Origin of the sequence: Citrobacter sp. Cc139, assembly GCF_030334645.1 — a bacterium.
GTDB lineage: Bacteria > Pseudomonadota > Gammaproteobacteria > Enterobacterales > Enterobacteriaceae > Citrobacter > Citrobacter werkmanii.
Map to the genome: position 1 here is coordinate 291232 of NZ_JAOWDM010000095.1, position 20798 is coordinate 312029.

The 20798-nt window shown below is 54.7% G+C and carries 19 protein-coding genes; 16 read left to right on the forward strand and 3 right to left on the reverse strand.

Translation table 11 applies throughout. The annotated features are described in order from the left end of the window. Window positions 1-162: 162 nt before the first annotated feature. Genes tamA through OGV69_RS24730 form a run of 3 tightly spaced genes read left to right on the forward strand, consistent with a single transcriptional unit; the run spans window position 163 to window position 6016 of the window. The gene (tamA, locus tag OGV69_RS24720; protein ID WP_069324750.1) at window positions 163-1896 is read left to right on the forward strand and encodes an autotransporter assembly complex protein TamA; all 1734 of its coding nucleotides are present in this window, start codon (window positions 163-165) and stop codon (window positions 1894-1896) included. Next, the gene (tamB, locus tag OGV69_RS24725) at window positions 1893-5669 is read left to right on the forward strand and encodes an autotransporter assembly complex protein TamB (RefSeq protein ID WP_069324751.1); all 3777 of its coding nucleotides are present in this window, start codon (window positions 1893-1895) and stop codon (window positions 5667-5669) included. The genes tamA and tamB overlap by 4 nt, the downstream gene beginning before the upstream one ends. Before the next feature lie 2 nt (window positions 5670-5671). Beyond that, the gene (locus OGV69_RS24730) at window positions 5672-6016 is read left to right on the forward strand and encodes a gamma-glutamylcyclotransferase family protein (RefSeq protein ID WP_003025723.1); all 345 of its coding nucleotides are present in this window, start codon (window positions 5672-5674) and stop codon (window positions 6014-6016) included. Window positions 6017-6120: 104 nt separating this feature from the next. Here OGV69_RS24730 and ppa read toward each other — a convergent pair whose 3' ends face one another. Further along, the gene (gene ppa, locus OGV69_RS24735; protein WP_038636623.1) at window positions 6121-6648 is read right to left on the reverse strand and encodes an inorganic diphosphatase; all 528 of its coding nucleotides are present in this window, start codon (window positions 6646-6648) and stop codon (window positions 6121-6123) included. Window positions 6649-6957: 309 nt separating this feature from the next. On the opposite strand from ppa, the gene ytfQ reads away from it, so the two are divergent. The 5 genes from ytfQ (at window position 6958) to OGV69_RS24760 (ending at window position 12816) form a co-directional block, all read left to right on the forward strand. Further along, window positions 6958-7914: a galactofuranose ABC transporter substrate-binding protein YtfQ gene (gene ytfQ, locus OGV69_RS24740; protein WP_038636626.1), complete on the forward strand. Its 957-nt coding sequence runs from the start codon at window positions 6958-6960 to the stop codon at window positions 7912-7914. Window positions 7915-8073: 159 nt separating this feature from the next. Then, entirely contained in the window at window positions 8074-9576 is a 1503-nt protein-coding gene (gene ytfR, locus OGV69_RS24745; protein ID WP_038636628.1) for a galactofuranose ABC transporter, ATP-binding protein YtfR, read from the forward strand. A 13-nt stretch (window positions 9577-9589) separates the two neighbouring features. After that, window positions 9590-10612 (forward strand): galactofuranose ABC transporter, ATP-binding protein YtfT, encoded by a 1023-nt coding sequence (gene ytfT / locus OGV69_RS24750; protein WP_038642975.1) that lies wholly within the window; start codon window positions 9590-9592, stop codon window positions 10610-10612. Continuing rightward, window positions 10599-11600 carry a galactofuranose ABC transporter, permease protein YjfF gene (yjfF, locus tag OGV69_RS24755; protein ID WP_069324752.1) on the forward strand — a complete coding sequence of 334 codons (1002 nt, stop codon included), beginning with the start codon at window positions 10599-10601 and terminating at the stop codon, window positions 11598-11600. The genes ytfT and yjfF overlap by 14 nt, the downstream gene beginning before the upstream one ends. Before the next feature lie 103 nt (window positions 11601-11703). Next, on the forward strand, window positions 11704-12816 hold the full coding sequence (locus tag OGV69_RS24760) for a methyl-accepting chemotaxis protein (protein WP_074458528.1): 1113 nt from the start codon (window positions 11704-11706) through the stop codon (window positions 12814-12816). 99 nt (window positions 12817-12915) lie between these two features. Here OGV69_RS24760 and fbp read toward each other — a convergent pair whose 3' ends face one another. Further along, window positions 12916-13914 carry a class 1 fructose-bisphosphatase gene (gene fbp / locus OGV69_RS24765; RefSeq protein WP_032940279.1) on the reverse strand — a complete coding sequence of 333 codons (999 nt, stop codon included), beginning with the start codon at window positions 13912-13914 and terminating at the stop codon, window positions 12916-12918. 175 nt (window positions 13915-14089) lie between these two features. On the opposite strand from fbp, the gene mpl reads away from it, so the two are divergent. After that, a complete protein-coding gene (gene mpl / locus OGV69_RS24770; RefSeq protein WP_038636634.1) occupies window positions 14090-15466 on the forward strand; it encodes a UDP-N-acetylmuramate:L-alanyl-gamma-D-glutamyl-meso-diaminopimelate ligase in 1377 nt (458 codons plus the stop codon). A gap of 98 nt (window positions 15467-15564) precedes the next feature. Here the strand turns inward: mpl and yjgA are convergent, their stop codons facing one another. Then, complete coding sequence (gene yjgA / locus OGV69_RS24775; RefSeq protein ID WP_038636638.1) at window positions 15565-16116, reverse strand: ribosome biogenesis factor YjgA; 552 nt, start codon at window positions 16114-16116, stop codon at window positions 15565-15567. Window positions 16117-16211: 95 nt separating this feature from the next. Here yjgA and pmbA point away from each other — a divergent pair, with 95 nt between their 5' ends. The 7 genes from pmbA to OGV69_RS24810 all read left to right on the forward strand — a co-directional run bounded on the left by pmbA (window position 16212) and on the right by OGV69_RS24810 (window position 20786). Continuing rightward, on the forward strand, window positions 16212-17564 hold the full coding sequence (gene pmbA, locus OGV69_RS24780) for a metalloprotease PmbA (RefSeq protein ID WP_038636641.1): 1353 nt from the start codon (window positions 16212-16214) through the stop codon (window positions 17562-17564). 86 nt (window positions 17565-17650) lie between these two features. Then, complete coding sequence (cybC, locus tag OGV69_RS24785; RefSeq protein WP_038636643.1) at window positions 17651-18037, forward strand: cytochrome b562; 387 nt, start codon at window positions 17651-17653, stop codon at window positions 18035-18037. Between the two features lie 310 nt (window positions 18038-18347). Then, the gene (locus OGV69_RS24790; protein WP_016151467.1) at window positions 18348-18656 is read left to right on the forward strand and encodes a PRD domain-containing protein; all 309 of its coding nucleotides are present in this window, start codon (window positions 18348-18350) and stop codon (window positions 18654-18656) included. A gap of 10 nt (window positions 18657-18666) precedes the next feature. Continuing rightward, window positions 18667-19029 carry an SFCGS family glycine-rich protein gene (locus tag OGV69_RS24795; protein WP_038636646.1) on the forward strand — a complete coding sequence of 121 codons (363 nt, stop codon included), beginning with the start codon at window positions 18667-18669 and terminating at the stop codon, window positions 19027-19029. 2 nt (window positions 19030-19031) lie between these two features. After that, window positions 19032-19331 carry a DUF4312 family protein gene (locus OGV69_RS24800; protein WP_038636649.1) on the forward strand — a complete coding sequence of 100 codons (300 nt, stop codon included), beginning with the start codon at window positions 19032-19034 and terminating at the stop codon, window positions 19329-19331. A gap of 22 nt (window positions 19332-19353) precedes the next feature. Further along, complete coding sequence (locus tag OGV69_RS24805; protein ID WP_069324753.1) at window positions 19354-20130, forward strand: DUF4311 domain-containing protein; 777 nt, start codon at window positions 19354-19356, stop codon at window positions 20128-20130. Window positions 20131-20141: 11 nt separating this feature from the next. After that, entirely contained in the window at window positions 20142-20786 is a 645-nt protein-coding gene (locus OGV69_RS24810; RefSeq protein ID WP_038636652.1) for a DUF4310 family protein, read from the forward strand. Window positions 20787-20798: the final 12 nt, after the last annotated feature.

Below are 20798 nucleotides of genomic sequence, written 5' to 3' on the forward strand. Positions count from 1 at the left end.
TCTTTGCCCACAATAAACGGCATGAATACGTCTAGAGTTAAACATAAGAAATATTTGGGTTGCCGTCTGTTTTTCAACTCTTATTGTTGATTTTTTGTTAAGCCGAGGAACGGCATAGTATTTTTTTCCAGGGGTGGGAAAAAAGGATATTCAGGAGAAAATGTGCCACATATCCGTCAGTTATGTTGGGTGGGATTACTGTGCTTAAGTGGCTCCGCCGCCGCCGCGAATGTTCGCTTACAGGTCGAAGGATTATCAGGACCGCTGGAGAAAAACGTCCGTGCGCAGCTGTCCACGATTCAAAGTGATGAAGTCACGCCAGACCGACGCTTTCGTGCGCGCGTTGATGATGCCATCCGCGAAGGGCTAAAAGCGCTGGGCTACTTTGAGCCGACCATCGATTTTGAGCTGCGCCCGCCACCGGCGAAAGGACGCCAGGTGCTGATTGCCAAAGTAACCCCCGGCGAGCCGGTGCTGATTGGCGGCACCGAAGTGATTCTGCGCGGTGGCGCGCGTACGGATAAAGATTACCTGGATCTGCTGAAAACGCGCCCGGCAATCGGCACCGTGTTGAATCAGGGAGACTATGACAACTTCAAAAAATCCCTCACCAGCGTGGCGCTGCGCAAAGGTTATTTCGACAGTGAATTTAATAAAAGTCAGCTTGGAATAGCGCTTGAGCGCCGTCAGGCGTTCTGGGATATCGATTACAACAGCGGCGAACGCTATCGCTTTGGGCATGTCACCTTTGAAGGCTCGCAAATTCGTGATGAGTACCTGCAAAACCTGGTGCCATTTAAAGAAGGTGAAGCGTACGAGTCGAAAGATTTGGGGGAACTGAACCGTCGTCTGTCGGCGACCGGATGGTTTAATTCTGTGGTTGTCGCGCCGGAATTTGATAAAGCCCGCAAAACCAAAGTGCTGCCGCTAAAAGGCGTGGTCTCGCCGCGTACCGAAAACACCATCGAAACCGGGGTTGGTTATTCAACTGACGTCGGGCCACGGGTGAAGACCTCGTGGAAAAAGCCGTGGATGAACTCCTATGGCCACAGCCTGACCACCAGCGCCAGCATCTCTGCGCCAGAGCAGGTCCTTGATTTTAGTTATAAAATGCCGCTGTTAAAGAACCCGCTGGAGCAGTATTACCTGGTGCAGGGCGGCTTTAAGCGTACCGATTTAAACGACACCGAGCAGGACTCCACGACGCTTGCGGTTTCCCGCTACTGGGATCTCTCCAGTGGCTGGCAGCGCGCGATTAACCTGCGCTGGAGCCTCGACCACTTTACGCAGGGTAACGTCACCAATACCACCATGCTGCTCTATCCGGGCGTGATGATTAGCCGGACGCGTTCGCGCGGCGGTCTGATGCCCGTCTGGGGCGATTCACAGCGTTATTCCATTGATTACTCCAATACGGCCTGGGGCTCAGACGTTGATTTCTCCGTCTTCCAGGCGCAAAACGTCTGGATCCGCACGCTGTACGACAGGCATCGCTTTGTGATGCGCGGTAACCTCGGCTGGATTGAAACCGGGGACTTCGACAAAGTGCCGCCGGATCTGCGTTTCTTCGCCGGGGGCGATCGCAGTATTCGCGGCTATAAATACAAATCTATTTCGCCTGAAGGCAGCGACGGTAAGCTGAAAGGGGCCTCGAAGCTGGCAACCGGCTCGCTGGAATACCAGTACAACGTGACCGGGAAATGGTGGGGCGCGATGTTTGTCGATAGCGGCGAAGCGGTCAGCGATATCCGCAAAAGCGATTTCAAAACCGGCGCCGGGGTCGGCGTACGCTGGCAATCGCCGGTCGGTCCCATCAAGCTCGACTTTGCCGTTCCTGTCGGCGACAAAGATGAACATGGTTTACAGTTTTACATCGGTCTGGGGCCTGAATTATGAGTTTATGGAAGAAGATAAGCCTCGGCGTGCTGATTTTTATCCTGCTGTTGTTAGGTACGGTGGCGTTTCTTTTCGGCACCACCTCGGGCCTGCACCTGATCTTCAAAGCAGCTAATCGCTGGGTTCCGGGGCTGGAAATTGGTCAGGTCACCGGCGGTTGGCGGGATTTATCGCTCAAAAATATTCGTTATGACCAGCCTGGCGTGGCGGTGAATGCCGGCGAAGTGCATCTGGCCGTCGGGCTGGAGTGTCTTTGGGATAGCAGCCTGTGCGTCAACGATCTGTCGCTGAAAAATATCAACGTGGCGATCGACAGTAAAAAGATGCCGCCTTCAGCACCGGTTGAGGAAGAGGATAGCGGCCCGCTTAACCTTTCCACACCTTATCCGATTACGCTTTCACGCGTGGCGCTCAACAACATCAATATCAAAATCGATGACACCACGGTTTCAGTGCTCGATTTTACCTCCGGCCTGAACTGGCAGGAAAAAACGCTGACCCTGAAGCCAACGTCATTACAGGGCCTGCTGATTGCCCTGCCTAAAGTGGCGGAAGTGGCGCAGGAAGAGGTCGTTGAACCGAAGATTCAAAACCCGCAGCCGGATGAAAAACCGCTCGGCGAAACGCTAAAAGATCTGTTCTCAAAGCCGGTGCTACCGGAAATGACCGATGTCCATCTGCCGCTCAACCTCAATATTGAAGAGTTTCGCGGCGAGCAACTGCGCGTGACCGGGGATACGGATTTAACGGTGCATAACATACTGCTCAAAGTGAGCAGTATTGACGGCAACATGAAGCTCGACGCGCTGGATATCGACTCTAATCAGGGCACGGTAAACGCCAGCGGTACGGCGCAGCTCACCAACACATGGCCGGTAGATATTACCCTCAACAGCACGCTGAACGTTGATCCATTAAAAGGCGAAAAGGTGAAGCTGAAGGTCGGCGGCGCGCTGCGTGACCAGCTGGAAGTCGGCGTCAATCTGTCTGGCCCGGTTGATATGGATCTGCGTGCGCAAACGCGTCTGGCAGAAGCCGGATTACCGCTCAATCTGGAAGTGGTGAGTAAGCAGGTTTACTGGCCGTTTACCGGCGACAAGCAATTCCAGGCCGATGACATTAAGCTCAAGCTGACCGGCAAAATGACCGACTATACGTTGTCGATGCGTACCGCGGTGAAAGGGCAGGATATTCCTCCGGCTACCATTACGCTGGACGCCAAAGGCAACGAACAGCAGATTAATCTCGACAAACTGAGCATTGCGGCGCTGGAAGGGAAAACCGAACTGAAAGCGCTGGTGGACTGGCAGCAGGCGATCAGTTGGCGCGGGGAGTTAACGCTGGATGGTATCAACACCGCGAAAACAATCCCGGACTGGCCGTCAAAGCTGAATGGTCTGGTGAAAACGCGCGGCAGTCTGTACGGCGGAAGCTGGCAGATGGAGATTCCTGAGCTGAAGCTGACCGGTAACGTGAAGCAGAACAAGGTTAATGTAAACGGCTCGCTGAAGGGGAACAGCTACCTGCAGTGGACGATCCCGGGCCTGCATCTGGAACTGGGGCGCAACAGTGCGGACGTGAAAGGGGAACTGGGGGTTAAGGACCTCAATCTCGACGCGACGATTGATGCCCCGAGCCTGGATAACGCACTGCCGGGATTAGGCGGCACGGCGAAAGGGCTGGTAAAAGTTCGTGGTACGGTAGAAGCGCCACAGCTGTTGGCGGACATCACCGCCCGCGGCCTGCGCTGGCAGGAGCTTTCCGTTGCTCAGGTTCGCGTCGAAGGCGACGTGAAATCGGCGGAGCAAATCGCCGGTAATCTCAACGTTCGCGTAGAACGGATTGTACAACCTGACGTGAATATCGGCCTGGTGACGCTCGATGCCAAAGGCAGTGAGAAGCAGCATGAGCTACAGCTGCGCATCCAGGGCGAGCCGGTCTCAGGGCAGCTCTCCCTGGCAGGCAGCTTTGATCGCAAAGAGCAGCGCTGGAAAGGGGAATTAAGCAATACCCGTTTCCAGACGCCGGTTGGTCCGTGGGCGCTCAATCGTGCGATCGCGTTGGATTATCGCAATCAGGAGCAAAAAATCAGCATTGGGCCGCACTGCTGGAACAACCCGAATGCGGAGCTGTGCGTACCACAAACCATTGATGCTGGTGCAGAAGGACGCGCGGTGGTGAATCTCAACCGTTTCGACCTGGCGATGCTGAAACCGTTTATGCCGGATACGACTCAGGCCAGCGGGGTGTTCACCGGCAAAGCCGATGTCAGTTGGGACACGACCAAAGAGGGGCTGCCGCAGGGGCAGGTCACGCTTTCCGGGCGTAACGTGAAGGTCACGCAAAGCGTGAACGATGCGCCGCTGCCTGTGGCATTTGAAACGTTGAATCTGACCGCCGACCTGCACGACAACCGTGCCGAGCTGGGCTGGCTGATTCGCCTGACTAATAACGGGCAGTTTGACGGAAAGGTGCAGGTGACGGATCCACAAGGGCGCCGTAACCTGGGCGGTAACGTCAATATCCGCAACTTCAATCTGGCGATGGTGAACCCTATCTTCTCACGTGGTGAAAAGGCCGCGGGGACGATCAACGCCAACCTGCGTCTGGGCGGCGATGTGCAAAGCCCGCAACTGCTTGGACAACTGCAACTGAGCGGACTGGATATCGACGGTAACTTCATGCCGTTTGACATGCAGCCAAGCCAGTTAGCTGTTAACTTCACCGGAACACGCTCAACGTTGGCGGGTGTGGTGCGTACGCAGCAGGGGGAAATCAACCTGAGCGGCGACGCAGACTGGAGTCAAATAGACAATTGGCGGGCGCGCGTTGCGGCGAAAGGCAGCCGGGTGCGGATCACCGTGCCGCCGATGGTGCGTCTGGATGTCTCGCCGGATGTGGAATTTGAAGCGACACCGAGCCTGTTTACCCTGAACGGCAATGTCGATGTGCCGTGGGCGCGTATCGTGGTCCACGATCTGCCGGAAAGCGCGGTAGGGGTGTCCAGCGATATGGTGATGCTTAATAACGATCTGCAGCCCGAGAAACCACAGACCGCCGGGATCCCGATCAACAGCAACCTGAACATCCACGTCGGTAATAACGTGCGTCTTGATGCCTTTGGTCTGAAAGCGCGTCTGACGGGCGATCTGAAGGTGGTGCAGGATAAACAGGGGCTGGGGCTTAACGGGCAGATTAATATCCCGAGCGGTCGCTTCCATGCCTATGGTCAGGATCTGATTGTGCGTAAGGGCGAGCTGTTATTCTCCGGTCCGCCGGATCAGCCGTTGCTCAATATTGAAGCGATTCGTAACCCGGATGCTACAGAAGATGACGTGATCGCTGGCGTTCGCGTCACGGGCACGGCTGATGAACCGAAAGCGGAGATCTTCTCCGACCCGGCGATGTCGCAGCAAATGGCGCTGTCCTACCTGCTTCGTGGGCAAGGACTGGATAGTGAACAGAGCGACAGCGCGGCGATGACTTCAATGCTTATTGGCCTGGGGGTTGCACAAAGTGGTCAGGTTGTGGGTAAAATCGGGGAGACATTTGGCGTAAGCAATCTGGCACTGGACACGCAAGGGGTGGGGGACTCATCTCAGGTCGTTGTCAGCGGATACGTACTGCCAGGTCTGCAGGTGAAATATGGTGTGGGTATATTTGACTCCTTAGCGACACTCACGCTACGTTATCGTCTGATGCCTAAGCTATATCTGGAAGCAGTGTCTGGCGTAGATCAGGCACTTGATTTGCTCTATCAGTTCGAGTTTTAGCAATGCGAATATTTGTCTATGGCAGTTTACGAACCAAACAAGGCAACAGCCACTGGATGACCAATGCCCTGTTGCTGGGAAATTTCAGTATCGACAACTACCAGTTGTACAGCCTGGGCCACTATCCAGGCGCCGTTCCGGGAAATGGAACAGTACACGGGGAAGTTTATCGTATTGATAACGCCACGCTGGCAGAGCTTGACGCTCTGCGTACCCGTGGTGGTGAATACGCACGTCAGCTAATTCAAACGCCGTACGGAAGTGCATGGATGTACGTGTACCAACGTCCGGTTGATGGCTTAACGCTGATTGAAAGCGGTAACTGGTTAGACAGAGACCAGTACTGATGTGAACACGCCACCTTCGGGTGGCGTTGTTTTATGTGCCTGCCGCACTCGCATCAGGACACAAAAAAGCCCCGACATGCGGGGCTTAGCATCAAAAGTAAGAATTACTTCTTCGCGCGCTCGAAGGAAGCAACGATTTCAGCTTTAGCAGCTTCTGCGTTGTCCCAACCGTCAACTTTCACCCATTTGCCAGCTTCGAGGTCTTTATAATGCTCGAAGAAGTGGGTGATCTGCGCTTTCAGCAGTTCCGGCAGGTCGGACACATCTTTGATGTGATCGTATTCTTTGCTCAGCTTGGTGTGCGGTACCGCAACCAGTTTCGCATCTTCACCGGATTCGTCGGTCATTTTCAGAACGCCAACCGGACGGCAGCGGATCACTGAACCAGGCTCCAGCGGGTACGGAGTCGGGACCAGAACGTCAACCGGATCGCCATCCAGAGACAGAGTGTGGTTGATGTAACCGTAGTTGCACGGATAGAACATCGCGGTGGACATGAAGCGGTCAACGAACAGGGCGCCGCTCTCTTTGTCAACTTCGTATTTGATCGGATCTGCGTTGGCAGGGATCTCGATAACAACGTAGATATCTTCCGGCAGGTCTTTACCGGCAGGGACGTTGAGTAAGCTCATGTCTGTTTCCTTTAAATAAGCTATGGCAAACAAGTGGCGGGTATTATAGCCAACTCGCGCGGAATGTCTCCGCTTGTTTTCGCTTTCTTTACTCCCATTTTCTTCTTTTTGCTCCTCACTGGTGACAGAAAAATCCATATCTTCAGCCGCATTTTTCATAGTGATATGAAAGCGATTACAAACTTGTGATTAACGTTTTATTTACTTTTTTGAAGTGTGATGTAACGCAATCCGTTACATGCTCAATTGTCTATAGTTTTTTCGCGACGGTTTATTAACCAACAATAATCACCCTACGAGGACGCACTTATGTGGAAGCGCTTACTTATAGTCACAGCAGTTTCGGCAGCCATGTCGTCTATGGCAATGGCAGCCCCTTTAACCGTAGGATTTTCGCAGGTTGGCTCTGAATCCGGCTGGCGCGCCGCAGAAACCAACGTGGCGAAAAGCGAGGCCGAAAAGCGTGGAATTACGCTGAAAATCGCTGACGGCCAGCAAAAGCAGGAAAACCAGATTAAAGCAGTCCGTTCATTTGTTGCCCAGGGCGTCGATGCCATCTTTATTGCACCGGTCGTGGCGACAGGTTGGGAGCCGGTGTTAAAAGAGGCCAAAGATGCCGACATTCCGGTCTTTTTGCTCGATCGTTCCATCGATGTAAAAGACAAATCTCTCTATATGACTACCGTCACCGCCGATAACGTGCTGGAAGGCAAATTGATCGGCGACTGGCTGATAAAAGAAGTGAACGGCAAGCCGTGTAACGTCGTTGAGCTACAAGGAACCGTTGGCGCCAGCGTGGCGATCGATCGTAAGAAAGGGTTCGCTGAAGCCATCGCTAACGCGCCAAACATCAAAATTATCCGCTCTCAGTCCGGCGACTTCACCCGCAGTAAAGGGAAAGAAGTGATGGAGAGCTTTATTAAAGCGGAAAACAACGGCAAGAACATCTGCATGGTTTACGCCCACAACGATGACATGGCGATCGGCGCTATTCAGGCGATCAAAGAGGCGGGCCTGAAACCAGGCAAAGACATTCTGACGGGGTCAATCGACGGCGTACCGGATATCTACAAAGCGATGATTGATGGTGAAGCCAACGCCAGCGTCGAGCTGACGCCGAACATGGCAGGCCCGGCATTTGACGCGCTGGAGAAATTCAAAAAAGACGGCACGATGCCTGAGAAGCTGACCATTACCAAATCGATCCTCTATCTGCCGGATACCGCGAAAGAAGAGCTAGAGAAGAAGAAAAACATGGGCTACTGAGCCTTCATGAAACTGCCGGGGGGCGCTGCGTTTGCCCGGCCTACATTAAGCTCTTTGTAGGCCGGATAAGGCGTTACGCCGCCATCCGGCATTTGTTGCCTGATGGCGCTGCGCTTATCAGGCCTACGAAACGCCGTGACCTCGTACCGGAGGAATGCCATGACCACCGACCAACACCAGGAAATCCTCCGTACAGAGGGCTTAAGTAAATTCTTTCCCGGCGTCAAAGCGCTGGATAACGTGGATTTCAGCCTGAGACGCGGCGAGATCATGGCATTGCTCGGCGAAAACGGGGCGGGAAAATCGACGCTGATCAAAGCACTGACCGGTGTATACCATGCCGATCGCGGCACGATCTGGCTCGAAGGCCAGCCTGTCTCCCCCAAAAATACCGCCCATGCCCAACAGCTGGGAATCGGCACTGTGTACCAGGAAGTGAACCTGCTGCCCAATATGTCGGTAGCGGATAACTTGTTTATTGGCCGCGAACCGCGGCGCTTTGGCCTGTTGCAGCGCAAACAGATGGAAAAGCGCGCGACGGAACTGATGGCGTCGTACGGTTTTTCCCTTGATGTGCGCGAGCCGCTGAACCGCTTTTCCGTGGCAATGCAGCAGATCGTCGCCATTTGTCGGGCGATCGATCTCTCTGCGAAGGTACTGATCCTCGATGAACCTACCGCCAGCCTCGATACCCAGGAAGTTGAAATGCTGTTCGGCCTGATGCGGCATCTGCGCGATCGCGGCGTCAGTCTGATCTTCGTCACCCACTTCCTCGATCAGGTTTATCAGGTCAGCGATCGCATCACCGTCCTGCGTAACGGCGGCTTTGTGGGCTGCCGTGAAACCCATGCGCTGCCGCAGATCGAACTGGTCAAAATGATGCTGGGCCGCGAACTGGATACCCACGCGTTACAGCGTGCGGGCCGCACGTTGCTGAGCGATAAACCGGTGGCGGCGTTTAGTGATTTTGGTAAGAAAGGCACTATCGCCCCGTTCGATCTGCAAGTGCGTCCCGGTGAGATCGTCGGTCTCGCCGGACTGCTGGGATCCGGGCGAACGGAAACGGCGGAGGTGATCTTCGGCATCAAACCCGCCGACAGCGGCAGCGCACTGATCAAAGGTAAACCGCAGACCTTGCGATCGCCGCATCAGGCTTCGTGCCTGGGGATCGGTTTTTGCCCGGAGGATCGGAAAACGGATGGCATTATTGCCGCCGCCTCGGTGCGGGAAAATATCATTCTGGCGTTGCAGGCGCAGCGCGGTTGGTTGCGCCCCATTCCCCGCAAAGAACAAAACGAGATTGCCGAGCGCTTTATTCGCCAGCTTGGTATTCGTACCCCTAACGCCGAACAGCCGATCGAATTTCTCTCTGGCGGCAATCAGCAAAAAGTCTTGCTGTCACGCTGGTTACTGACCAAACCGCAGTTTCTGATCCTCGATGAACCCACGCGCGGGATCGACGTCGGCGCGCATGCCGAGATCATCCGTCTGATCGAAACGCTGTGCGCCGATGGTTTGGCCCTGCTGGTTATCTCATCGGAACTGGAAGAACTGGTGGGTTATGCCGATCGGGTCATTATTATGCGCGATCGCAAACAGGTGGCCGAGATCCCACTGGCTGAATTGTCCGTCCCGGCGATCATGAACGCCATTGCGGCCTAAGGAGACTATGGTGATGCCTCAATCTCTCCCTCAATCCAATCCGCCTGAACGACGGTTTCATTGGCCCAAGGGAATGCCACAGCTGGTGGCGCTACTGCTGGTGCTGCTGGTGGACAGTCTGGTCGCGCCGCACTTCTATCAGGTGATTTTGCAGGATGGTCGGCTGTTCGGTAGCCCGATTGATATTCTCAACCGCGCCGCACCCGTGGCGCTGTTGGCGATTGGTATGACGCTGGTGATTGCCACTGGCGGCATTGATCTTTCCGTTGGCGCTGTAATGGCCATTGCCGGGGCGACGACCGCGGCGATGACGGTGGCCGGGCACAGCCTGCCGGTAGTGCTGCTTGCCGCCTTAGGCTCCGGCATTCTGGCGGGATTGTGGAACGGAGTTCTGGTGGCCATCCTCAAGATCCAACCGTTCGTCGCCACGCTGATCCTGATGGTTGCCGGGCGCGGCGTCGCGCAGTTGATCACCTCCGGGCAGATCGTCACCTTCAACTCGCCTGAGCTTTCCTGGCTTGGCAGCGGCTCACTGTTACTGTTCCCCACGCCGGTGATTATTGCGCTACTGACGCTGGTGGTGTTCTGGCTGCTGACGCGGAAAACGGCGCTGGGCATGTTTATTGAAGCGGTGGGTATCAACATTCGCGCGGCGAAAAACGCCGGGGTCAACACCCGCATTATTGTGATGCTTACCTATGTCTTGAGCGGCCTGTGTGCCGCTATCGCCGGGATCATTGTTACCGCGGATATTCGCGGCGCGGATGCGAATAACGCCGGATTATGGCTGGAGCTGGACGCTATTCTGGCGGTGGTCATTGGCGGCGGTTCGCTGATGGGCGGGCGCTTTAACCTGCTGCTGTCGGTGATAGGCGCGTTAATTATTCAGGGGATGAACACCGGGATTTTACTGTCGGGCTTCCAGCCGGAACTGAATCAGGTGGTCAAAGCCGTCGTGGTGTTGTGTGTGCTGGTTGTGCAGTCACAACGCTTTATCAGCCTGATAAAAGGAGTGCGTGGTCATGATAAAACGTAATTTACCGCTGATGATCACCCTCGGCGTGTTTGTGCTGGGCTACCTCTACTGCTTGACGCAATTTCCGGCTTTTGCTTCCACCCGGGTGATTTGCAATATCCTGACCGATAACGCTTTTTTAGGGATTATCGCCGTCGGCATGACCTTCGTGATTCTCTCTGGCGGGATCGACCTTTCCGTTGGCTCGGTGATTGCCTTTACCGGCGTATTTCTGGCAAAGGCGATTGGCTACTGGGGGATTTCTCCGTTACTGGCCTTCCCCCTGATTCTGCTGATGGGCTGTGCGTTTGGCGCGTTTATGGGATTACTGATTGATGCGCTGAAGATCCCGGCGTTTATCATTACCCTGGCGGGAATGTTCTTTTTGCGCGGCGTTAGCTATCTGGTTTCTGAAGAGTCGATCCCGATTAACCATCCGGTTTATGACACGCTCTCCAGTCTGGCATGGAAAATTCCCGGAGGCGGTCGTCTGAGTGCGATGGGTTTGCTGATGCTGGCGGTGGTGGTGATTGGCATCTTCCTCGCGCACCGTACACGGTTTGGCAATCAGGTATATGCGATTGGCGGCAACGCCACCTCTGCTAACCTGATGGGGATCTCCACCCGCAGCACCACCATCCGTATTTATATGTTGTCTACCGGCCTGGCCACGCTTGCCGGCATTGTTTTTTCAATTTACACCCAGGCCGGTTATGCGCTGGCGGGCGTCGGTGTCGAGCTGGATGCGATTGCCTCAGTCGTGATTGGTGGTACGCTGTTGAGCGGCGGAGTGGGTACGGTTTTAGGCACCTTGTTTGGCGTGGCTATTCAGGGCCTGATCCAGACCTACATTAATTTTGACGGCACATTAAGTTCCTGGTGGACCAAGATCGCGATTGGCATTTTATTGTTTATTTTTATTGCCTTACAACGCGGTCTCACGGTGCTTTGGGAAAATCGTCAAAGCTCGCCGGTCAGCCGCGTAAGCACGGCGGCGATACCAAAGTAACGTCCTGATTTTTCAAGAGACATTTAAATACCTAAACTTTTTCCGGTTGTAGTCGATAGGTTCTGTACAGGTCTGTTTTAACCCTACAACCGGAAATATAACAATGCCAAAATCCCTTTCAATTCGATCAAGTTTGTTGGTGTTATTGTCTCTGCTGGCGTTTCTGCTGTTGCTGACCGGCGGGATGGGGCTATACGCCTCTACCCGCATTATTACTTCATTGATTTATCACGGTATTATGAGTGCAGCAATGCTGGCGGCCATCGCCTTGCTGGCGGTTATTTGGTTTATGCTGCGAAATAAGTTTCTCAAACCGCTGGATAACATTGTTGAACAGCTGGAACGTCTGGCGACAGGCGATTTGTCGCCAGTTAGCGCGCCGTCGGCCAGCGCTGAATTCAACCGTCTCAATGCGGCAATGGATGAAATGCGCCATGCGCTGGGCGACTCGGTGCAACGCGTGCGTGACGCCAGCTCGCAAATTGATATCGGTAGCCGTGAACTGACGGCCGGAAACCAGCATCTGGCGCAGCGTACTGAATCGACAGCCACGTCGCTGGAACAGACCGCTGCCAGCATGGAAGAGTTAACGGCGACCGTGAAACAGAATGCGGACAACGCCGAACAGGCGCACCAGTTGGCAAAATCGGTATCGGATACCGCCGATCGCGGCAGCGAGATGGTGTGCTATGTGATCGAGAAAATGCGCGATATTGCCGGCAGTTCCAGTCGTATTGCCGACATCCTTAGTGTGATAGACGGCATCGCATTCCAGACCAATATTCTGGCGCTCAATGCCTCTGTTGAAGCGGCGCGGGCCGGTGAGCAAGGACGGGGTTTTGCGGTTGTCGCAGGTGAAGTACGTAATCTGGCCAGCCGCAGCGCCGAAGCGGCAAAAGAGATCCGCGCGTTAATCAGCGATTCGCACACTCACGTCGGTGAAGGTAGCGAGCTGGCGCAGCAGGCGGGCGAAACCATGGATGAGATTGCCACTGAGGTGATGCGCATGACTAAGCTGATGCGTGAAATCGCCAGCGCGTCCCAGGAGCAGAGTCGCGGCATAGAGCAGGTGAATATCGCGGTGATTCAGATGGATGAAACGGCGCAGCAAAATGCGGCACTGGTACAGCAGTCTTCAGCGGCTACCCGCTCGTTGGAAGAGCAGTCACATGCGCTGCTGGAGGCGATGGCGGCGTTTAAGCTACAGACAACGTAACCGAACGTAGGCCTGATAATGCGAAGTCGGTCACTGCATCATGCCGATTGCGACTTCGCTTATCCGGCCTACAACGTACAGTAGGCCGGGATAGGGCGTTTACGCGTCCGGGAACTCGCGGATAAAGCGTTCTACATCTTCAACCATATGGTCATTGCCCACGAAGAAGGAACGGCGCTGGTGCAGGCTTTCCGGAATGATATCCAGAATACGTTCTTTACCATCGCTGGCTTTGCCGCCCGCCTGCTCGGCCAGGAAGGCCATCGGGTTGCATTCGTACAGCAGACGCAGTTTCCCTTGCGGGTGGCTGGCGGTGCTCGGGTACAGGTAGATCCCGCCCTTCAGCAGATTGCGATGGAAATCCGCAACCAGAGAGCCAATGTAGCGCGAGGTGTACGGGCGCTGGGTTGACTTATCTTCTTCCTGACAGAATTTAATGTACTTCTTCACGCCATTCGGGAATTTGATGTAGTTGCCTTCGTTAATGGAGTACGTGCTGCCTTTTACCGGGAAGCGCATACGTTCCTGGCTGAGGCAGAACACGCCCAGAGAAGGATCGTAGGTAAAGGCATGTACGCCACAGCCGGTGGTATATACCAGCATGGTGGAAGAACCATAAACCACATAGCCCGCAGCAACCTGCTTGTTGCCCGGCTGCAGGAAATCCTCTTCCGTAACCGGTGTGCCGACTGGGGTTACGCGGCGGTAAATAGAGAAAATCGTACCGACAGAGACGTTAACATCGATGTTGGATGAGCCATCCAGCGGATCCATTAGCACAACATATTTTGCGTGTTCGCAGCCTTCGAAGACGACGATTTCATCCTCTTCTTCCGAGGCAATGCCCGCCACAATGTCGCGCGCCTTCAGTGCAGCTTTCAGTTTTTCGTTCGCGAACAGATCGAGTTTCTGCTGAACCTCTCCCTGCACGTTCTCAGCACCGCTGGCACCCAGGATATCGACCAGACCGGCCTTGTTGATATCGCGGTGGATGATCTTGGCGCCCAGCTTTATTGCCGACAACAAAGCAGTGAGTTCACCGGTAGCATGAGAAAACTCGTGCTGCTTTTCGACAATAAATTCACCTAACGTTTTCATAACACTTTCCCTGCAATTTATGTGGAGTAAAGCGACCGCAACAATATTAACAAATATTTCCATTGTTGCGCTTAGGTGAATCGCGCCAGCAAACTACGGAATATCCTGAAATGCGTTTCTCACTTGCCGGACATGTGCGTAAAATGGCCCCCAGATTAAAAAAGGATAGTGACGTATGCGCATTCATATTTTGGGAATTTGTGGCACTTTCATGGGCGGTCTGGCGATGCTGGCGCGCTCGCTTGGTCATGAAGTAACCGGTTCGGACGCCAATGTGTATCCGCCGATGAGTACCTTACTTGAGAAGCAAGGCATTGATTTAATTCAGGGTTACGATGCCAGCCAGCTCGACCCGCAGCCGGACCTGGTGATCATCGGCAACGCCATGACCCGTGGTAATCCCTGCGTGGAAGCGGTGCTTGAGAAAAACATTCCATACATGTCCGGCCCGCAATGGCTGCATGACTTTGTGCTGCGCGATCGCTGGGTACTGGCGGTTGCGGGTACGCACGGTAAAACCACCACTGCCGGAATGGCGACCTGGATCCTTGAAGCCTGCGGCTATAAGCCTGGCTTTGTGATCGGCGGCGTTCCGGGCAACTTTGAGGTTTCTGCGCGTCTGGGCGAAAGCGACTTCTTCGTGATTGAGGCGGATGAGTACGATTGCGCCTTCTTCGATAAGCGTTCTAAATTCGTGCATTACTGCCCGCGTACGCTGATCCTCAATAACCTTGAGTTCGATCACGCAGACATCTTTGACGATCTGAAAGCTATTCAGAAACAGTTCCATCACCTGGTACGTATCGTGCCGGGCCAGGGACGCATCATCTACCCGGAAAACGACATTAATCTGAAACAGACGATGGCGATGGGCTGCTGGAGCGAACAAGAGCTGGTGGGTGAACAGGGTCACTGGCAGGCGAAAAAGCTGACCACCGATGCATCCGTTTGGGAAGTGTGGCTGGACGGTGAAAAAGTGGGCGAGGTGAAGTGGGGCCTGGTCGGCGAACATAATATGCACAACGGTCTGATGGCGATTGCGGCTGCCCGTCATGTTGGCGTAGCGCCTGCCGACGCGGCGAATGCGCTGGGCTCGTTCATCAACGCCCGTCGTCGTCTTGAACTGCGCGGCGAAGCGAACGGCGTGACGGTGTATGACGATTTTGCTCACCACCCGACGGCGATTCTGGCAACGCTTGCCGCACTGCGCGGTAAAGTGGGCGGCACCGCGCGCATTATCGCGGTACTGGAACCTCGCTCGAACACCATGAAAATGGGCCTGAGCAAAGACGATCTGGCGCCGTCGTTAGGACGCGCGGATGAAGTGTTCCTGCTGCAACCACCGCATATTCCGTGGCAAGTGGCGGAAGTCGCTGAAGCCTGCGTTCAGCCTGCGCACTGGAGCGGCGATGTGGATGCGCTGGCAGATATGGTGGTGAAAACCGCACAGCCTGGCGATCACATCCTGGTGATGAGCAACGGCGGGTTTGGCGGCATTCATCAGAAACTGCTGGATGGCCTGGCGAAGAAAGCTCAGGCAGAAGAAGAGTAAAAAATGCCCGGTGGCGCTACGCTTACCGGGCCTACGATGCGTTGTAGGCCGGATAAGGTATTTGCACCGCCATCCGGCACTTTCGGCAGACGAAGAGGTTACGCCTCGTTTTCCGCCAGTTCACGCAGGTACTGGAAAATCTGACGCGCTGATTTCGGCGGCTTGTTGCCCGCTTTTTCTTTCCTGGCGTTACGCACCAGAGAACGCAGTTGCTGACGGTCGGCGTCAGGCCACAGGTTCATCACTTCTTCGATGGCTTCATCGCTGCCGTCAACCATACGGTCACGCAGTTGCTCCAGCTTATGGAAGACAACAACCTGCTGGTTGTGACGGTTTTTCAGCTTGTCCAGCGCCTGACGGATAGGATCAACATCGCGCTGGCGCAACATTTTGCCAATCAGTTGCAGCTGGCGGCGGCGACCTTCCATCTTAATGCGCTGGGCCAGCTCAATGGCGGCACGTAAATCCGCGTCGAGCGGGATTTTATCCAGCGCGTTTTTCCCCAGTTCTACCAGTTCCACACCCAGGCGTTTTAACTCCTCGGCGTCACGTTTTATTTCACTTTTACTGACCCAGATAATTTCATCGTCTTCGTCTTCGATGTCATCACCGGGAACGTCGTCGAGCCAGTCTTCGGGCTGCTTAGTCATGTCAGGCTCCTTAAAAAAAGAGGCTAATGTTACCAGTTAAGATGCGCACTGAAAAACGGTTCTCTGTTAGACTTCAGAGAAACTCTCTCTACATTATGGCATTTGCGATGAAAGTAATCTCACAAGTTGAAGCGCAGCGTAAGATTCTGGAAGAAGCGGTCTCGACAGCTCTGGAATTAGCGTCAGGTAAGTCGGATGGCGCGGAAGTCGCTGTTAGCAAGACCACGGGTATTAGCGTCAGCACCCGTTATGGTGAAGTGGAGAACGTAGAATTCAATAGCGATGGTGCGCTGGGGATTACGGTTTATCACCAGAACCGTAAGGGCAGCGCATCCTCCACCGATTTAAGCCCGCAGGCGATTGCCCGTACCGTGCAGGCCGCGCTGGACATCGCTCGTTACACCTCGCCGGATCCGTGCGCGGGCGTGGCAGATAAAGAACTGCTGGCCTTTGATGCGCCCGATTTGGACCTGTTCCACCCCGCGGACGTTTCCCCTGACGAAGCCATCGAACTGGCTGCTCGTGCTGAACAGGCAGCGCTGCAGGCTGATAAGCGTATCACCAATACCGAAGGCGGCAGCTTTAACAGCCACTATGGCATCAAAGTGTTTGGTAACAGCCACGGCATGCTGCAGGGCTACTGCTCCACGCGTCATTCCCTTTCCAGCTGCGTGATCGCGGAAGAAAATGGCGATATGGAGCGTGATTACGCTTACACCATTGGCCGGGCGATGGGCGATCTGCAAACGCCGGAATGGGTAGGGGCAGACTGTGCGCGCCGTACCTTATCGCGCCTGTCTCCGCGTAAGCTTTCCACCATGAAAGCGCCGGTTATTTTCGCCAATGAAGTGGCGACCGGACTGTTCGGACACCTGGTCGGCGCGATTGCTGGTGGCTCTGTATATCGCAAATCCACCTTCCTGCTGGACTCGCTGGGCAAACAAATTCTGCCGGAATGGTTGACCATTGAAGAGCATCCCCATCTGCTGAAAGGGCTGGCCTCCTCGCCATTTGACAGCGAAGGCGTACGCACAGAGCGCCGTGACATTATTAAAGACGGCATTTTGACCCAGTGGCTGCTGACCAACTACTCTGCCCGTAAGCTGGGGCTGAAGAGCACCGGTCATGCGGGCGGTATTCACAACTGGCGTATTCCCGGACAAGGTCTAAGCTTCGAGCAGATGCTCAAAGAGATGGGCACGGGCCTGGTGGTGACTGAGCTGATGGGGCAGGGCGTAAGCGGCATTACCGGCGATTACTCGCGCGGCGCGGCGGGCTTCTGGGTCGAAAACGGCGAAATTCAGTATCCGGTGAGTGAAATTACCATCGCCGGTAACTTAAAAGAGATGTGGCGTAATATCGTCACCGTCGGCAACGATATTGAAACGCGCAGTAATATTCAGTGTGGTTCAGTCCTGTTGCCGGAGATGAAGATCGCCGGGCAATAAAACCCGTCATACTTCAAGCTGTGGCGTGAATTATTGAGGGCATCTGGCGTTTGTTTATTTTTGAATAATAAAAAAGGAAGTGAGCAATGCGTAAACACCTGTTAGCGATCGTCGCAGCTTCAACGCTGATTCTTGGTTCTTCTGCGTTTGCAGCCGATCTTGAAGACGATATGGGGATCCTCAACGACAACCTGAAAATCGTCGAAAAAACGGATAATGCGACTGAGCTGAAAGACGCGTTAACCAAAATGCGTGCAGCCGCGCTGGACGCGCAAAAGGGAACGCCGCCGAAGCTGGAAAACAAATCCCCGGACAGCCCGGAGATGAAGGATTTCCGCCACGGCTTTGACACGCTGATCGGTCAGATCGACGGCGCGTTGAAGCTGGCGAACGAAGGTAAAGTCAAAGAGGCGAAAGCCGTTGCGGAAGACCTGAAAAAAACACGCAACGAAAACCACAAGAAGTTCCGTTAATTTGCTCTATCCGGCCTGCATAATTGTAGGCCGGATAAGACGCCAAAGGCTATCCCCGTCACATTTTTTCAACTTTAGAGCTAGAGAAATCATTCGCCGAACAGGCTGTTTTCTGCTCATCTCTTGCGATGCCCGTCACAGTTTCCCGCCTCTAAAGCGCAAATATCGCCTTTTCTGCGGCATAGATCACTATCGCTGCGCCTCTTTCCACTTCGAAGTGGAAAACAACTCGCTACAAACTTTTAACCCCCGCCGCTAATTTACCCTCAGAGCCATTAGTGGGGTAAGACGAGTGAATAACGGAGCTGTAATGAATGACATGGGGGAATCGGTTGAACTGGCCGACCGCATGCTGGCGCAAGTGTATGCCTTGCTGCGTGAACGCCACATTATTCCCAACGCCGTACAGGAACAGATGCTGACGTCGCATGTTCGCGCCATGGCGCACCGCTCGGTAACGGGTGAACCCTTACCAGAAGTCGATGCCAGCTTGTTTGATGAAATATCTGCCGAATCAATGGCGCTTGCCCGCGACGTGGTCGCTGAGTTTGGCAATCTTCCTGAGGAAGAGGCCTGGCTGCTGTCGGTGCACTTCGAAGTCGCGAAAGACAACCTTTAAGGAGCAAAAGATGGATCAAATTACCGTAGTGATTGGCGATCGCCTGGGTAAAGGCCAGAAAGTGGCGGCAGGCGTTGAGAAAGCGGGTGGCCGCGCGGTCGTGGTGCCGGGTGTCGCGGCAGATATGAAGCTGGGCGATGTGATGAAAGCGGAAAACGCCACCTTTGGGATCTCGTTTTGCGGTAGCGGCGGGGCGGGCGCGATTACCGCGCAAACCAAATATGGCTACAAGGCGAAATATGGCATGCGCTCGGTCGATGAAGGGGTAACCGCCATCAACGAAGGCTGCAACGTGTTGGGGTTCGGTTTTATGGACAAAGAAGAACTCGGTGAGCGCCTGGTACAGGCGTGGCAAAAGAAATACGGCGCTTAAGCATGAAAGAGCAATTCACCACCACGGTGAGAGTCACGGGCAAGGGGGAGGCCAAAGCGCGCGCCTTTGCCGATGCTCTGAACCACGTTCAGGCTGCGGTGATGAAAGCGTCCCCGCATATCTTACTGCGTATTGAGCCACAGGATGTACAGGTTGTTCAAGCGCGTGAAACGGTGCGCAAAGAGGCGTTTTTGTTCCTCTTCCTGCGCCGGGAAAGACGCACCTTCAGCGTGGAGCTGGACGTGACCGTCAACGTGACTGCCATCAATCTCGACAAGGTGGATTTCGTTACGCAACGCTGATCTTTTATTAAAAGGCATAATTATGTTCCTGATAATATTAATAAAATCGCTCATCATCGGCGGCCTGGTTGGCGTCGGTGTCGGCGCTGGGGCTGCACGCATGTTTCATGCGCCGACCACTCAAGGGATGGGCGCGTTTCGTACTCTGGGAGAACTGAATTCCTGTGAAGGGGATCCGGCTTCTCACTTCTCATTCGGTCTGGGCTTTTTCTTTAACGCCTGGGCTTCTTCCGTTGCCGCAGGGGCGTTCACGCAGGACGTCGACCATCGCATCATCCCCAACTGGGGGGGCGCCGCGCTGATGATCAAAAATCGCAACGTTGGTGAAACGCTGCACGATCCTAAGCGCATGGCGATCGCCTGCGGTGTTATCGGCATGATTGTCGTGACCTTCCTGAACCTCACCGCGTCATCCGTACCGGAAGCGCTACAGGTTACTGCCGTTAAGGTGCTGGTGCCCGCGGCAAACCTGCTGGTCAACACCGTGATGCCAGTGATCTTCTGGCTGGCGGCGATTGATGCCGGCAAGAAATCCGGCTTCTGGGCTACCGTTTTTGGCGGCGCGGCGCAGTTAATTATGGGTAACGCCGTCCCGGGTCTGGTTCTGGGCATTTTGATCGGCAAAGGTGTTGAAGAGAGTGGCTGGAACCACGTGACGAAAGTGATGATGGTGGCTATCGTCGCGCTGTTCGTCCTGAGCGGCTTCTTCCGCGGCTTCGACATGAAGATGATCGAATCCTTCCATCTGACCGTGCCTGACTGGTTGGAACTTATCCATAACTCGCTCAGCGGTAAATAACGGAGGCCATCATGGAACAGAATAAAGGTTTTTGGTTCGCCGACTGGTCGTTTCCGATCTTCGTTGGCCTGCTCTCATCCGGCGTGTTTGCCGGAACGCACATGTACTACCTGTACGGTATCGGCGCATTCAACGAAGTGGCGTTCGTGGCGATGTTGAAAGCGGGAATGGACACCGGCTCCTACGGGGCGGTAGCGGCATTTGGCGCCAGCTTCCTGTTTGCCCGCATCATTGAAGGTTCGCTGGTGGGGATTCTGGATATCGGCGGGGCGATCCAGACCGGGGTCGGGTTAGGCGTTCCGGCGCTGCTGCTGGGCGCGGGCATTATCTTCCCGGTCGCCAACTTCGCTGCCTCGCTGGTCACCGGTCTGGTGATTGGTCTGGCGATTGGCTACATCATCATTCTGGCGCGTAAGTTCACCATCAATCAGAGCGACTCAACCTACGGAGCGGACGTGATGATGGGGGCCGGTAACGCTTCTGGCCGCTTCCTCGGTCCCTTGATTATCCTCAGTGCGATGACGGCTTCTATTCCGATTGGCGTGGGTTCGCTGCTGGGTGCGCTGCTGTTTTATATCTGGCAAAAACCGATCACCGGCGGGGCGATTCTCGGCGCGATGATCCTCGGTTCCATCTTCCCGATTGCGATTAGCTAACTGTTGATTTGT

Bases quoted from the DNA above. Each gene is read 5' to 3' on its own strand.
- OGV69_RS24795 (WP_038636646.1), top strand. From the start codon at position 18,667: ATGGATCAAATTACCGTAGTGATTGGCGATCGCCTGGGTAAAGGCCAG.
- OGV69_RS24805 (WP_069324753.1), top strand. From the start codon at position 19,354: ATGTTCCTGATAATATTAATAAAATCGCTCATCATCGGCGGCCTGGTT.
- yjfF (WP_069324752.1), top strand. From the start codon at position 10,599: ATGATAAAACGTAATTTACCGCTGATGATCACCCTCGGCGTGTTTGTG.
- ppa (WP_038636623.1), bottom strand. From the start codon at position 6,648: ATGAGCTTACTCAACGTCCCTGCCGGTAAAGACCTGCCGGAAGATATC.
- ytfT (WP_038642975.1), top strand. From the start codon at position 9,590: ATGCCTCAATCTCTCCCTCAATCCAATCCGCCTGAACGACGGTTTCAT.
- OGV69_RS24790 (WP_016151467.1), top strand. From the start codon at position 18,348: ATGAATGACATGGGGGAATCGGTTGAACTGGCCGACCGCATGCTGGCG.
- mpl (WP_038636634.1), top strand. From the start codon at position 14,090: ATGCGCATTCATATTTTGGGAATTTGTGGCACTTTCATGGGCGGTCTG.
- fbp (WP_032940279.1), bottom strand. From the start codon at position 13,914: ATGAAAACGTTAGGTGAATTTATTGTCGAAAAGCAGCACGAGTTTTCT.
- ytfR (WP_038636628.1), top strand. From the start codon at position 8,074: ATGACCACCGACCAACACCAGGAAATCCTCCGTACAGAGGGCTTAAGT.
- cybC (WP_038636643.1), top strand. From the start codon at position 17,651: ATGCGTAAACACCTGTTAGCGATCGTCGCAGCTTCAACGCTGATTCTT.
- ytfQ (WP_038636626.1), top strand. From the start codon at position 6,958: ATGTGGAAGCGCTTACTTATAGTCACAGCAGTTTCGGCAGCCATGTCG.
- OGV69_RS24730 (WP_003025723.1), top strand. From the start codon at position 5,672: ATGCGAATATTTGTCTATGGCAGTTTACGAACCAAACAAGGCAACAGC.
- OGV69_RS24810 (WP_038636652.1), top strand. From the start codon at position 20,142: ATGGAACAGAATAAAGGTTTTTGGTTCGCCGACTGGTCGTTTCCGATC.
- tamB (WP_069324751.1), top strand. From the start codon at position 1,893: ATGAGTTTATGGAAGAAGATAAGCCTCGGCGTGCTGATTTTTATCCTG.
- pmbA (WP_038636641.1), top strand. From the start codon at position 16,212: ATGGCATTTGCGATGAAAGTAATCTCACAAGTTGAAGCGCAGCGTAAG.
- yjgA (WP_038636638.1), bottom strand. From the start codon at position 16,116: ATGACTAAGCAGCCCGAAGACTGGCTCGACGACGTTCCCGGTGATGAC.
- OGV69_RS24800 (WP_038636649.1), top strand. From the start codon at position 19,032: ATGAAAGAGCAATTCACCACCACGGTGAGAGTCACGGGCAAGGGGGAG.
- OGV69_RS24760 (WP_074458528.1), top strand. From the start codon at position 11,704: ATGCCAAAATCCCTTTCAATTCGATCAAGTTTGTTGGTGTTATTGTCT.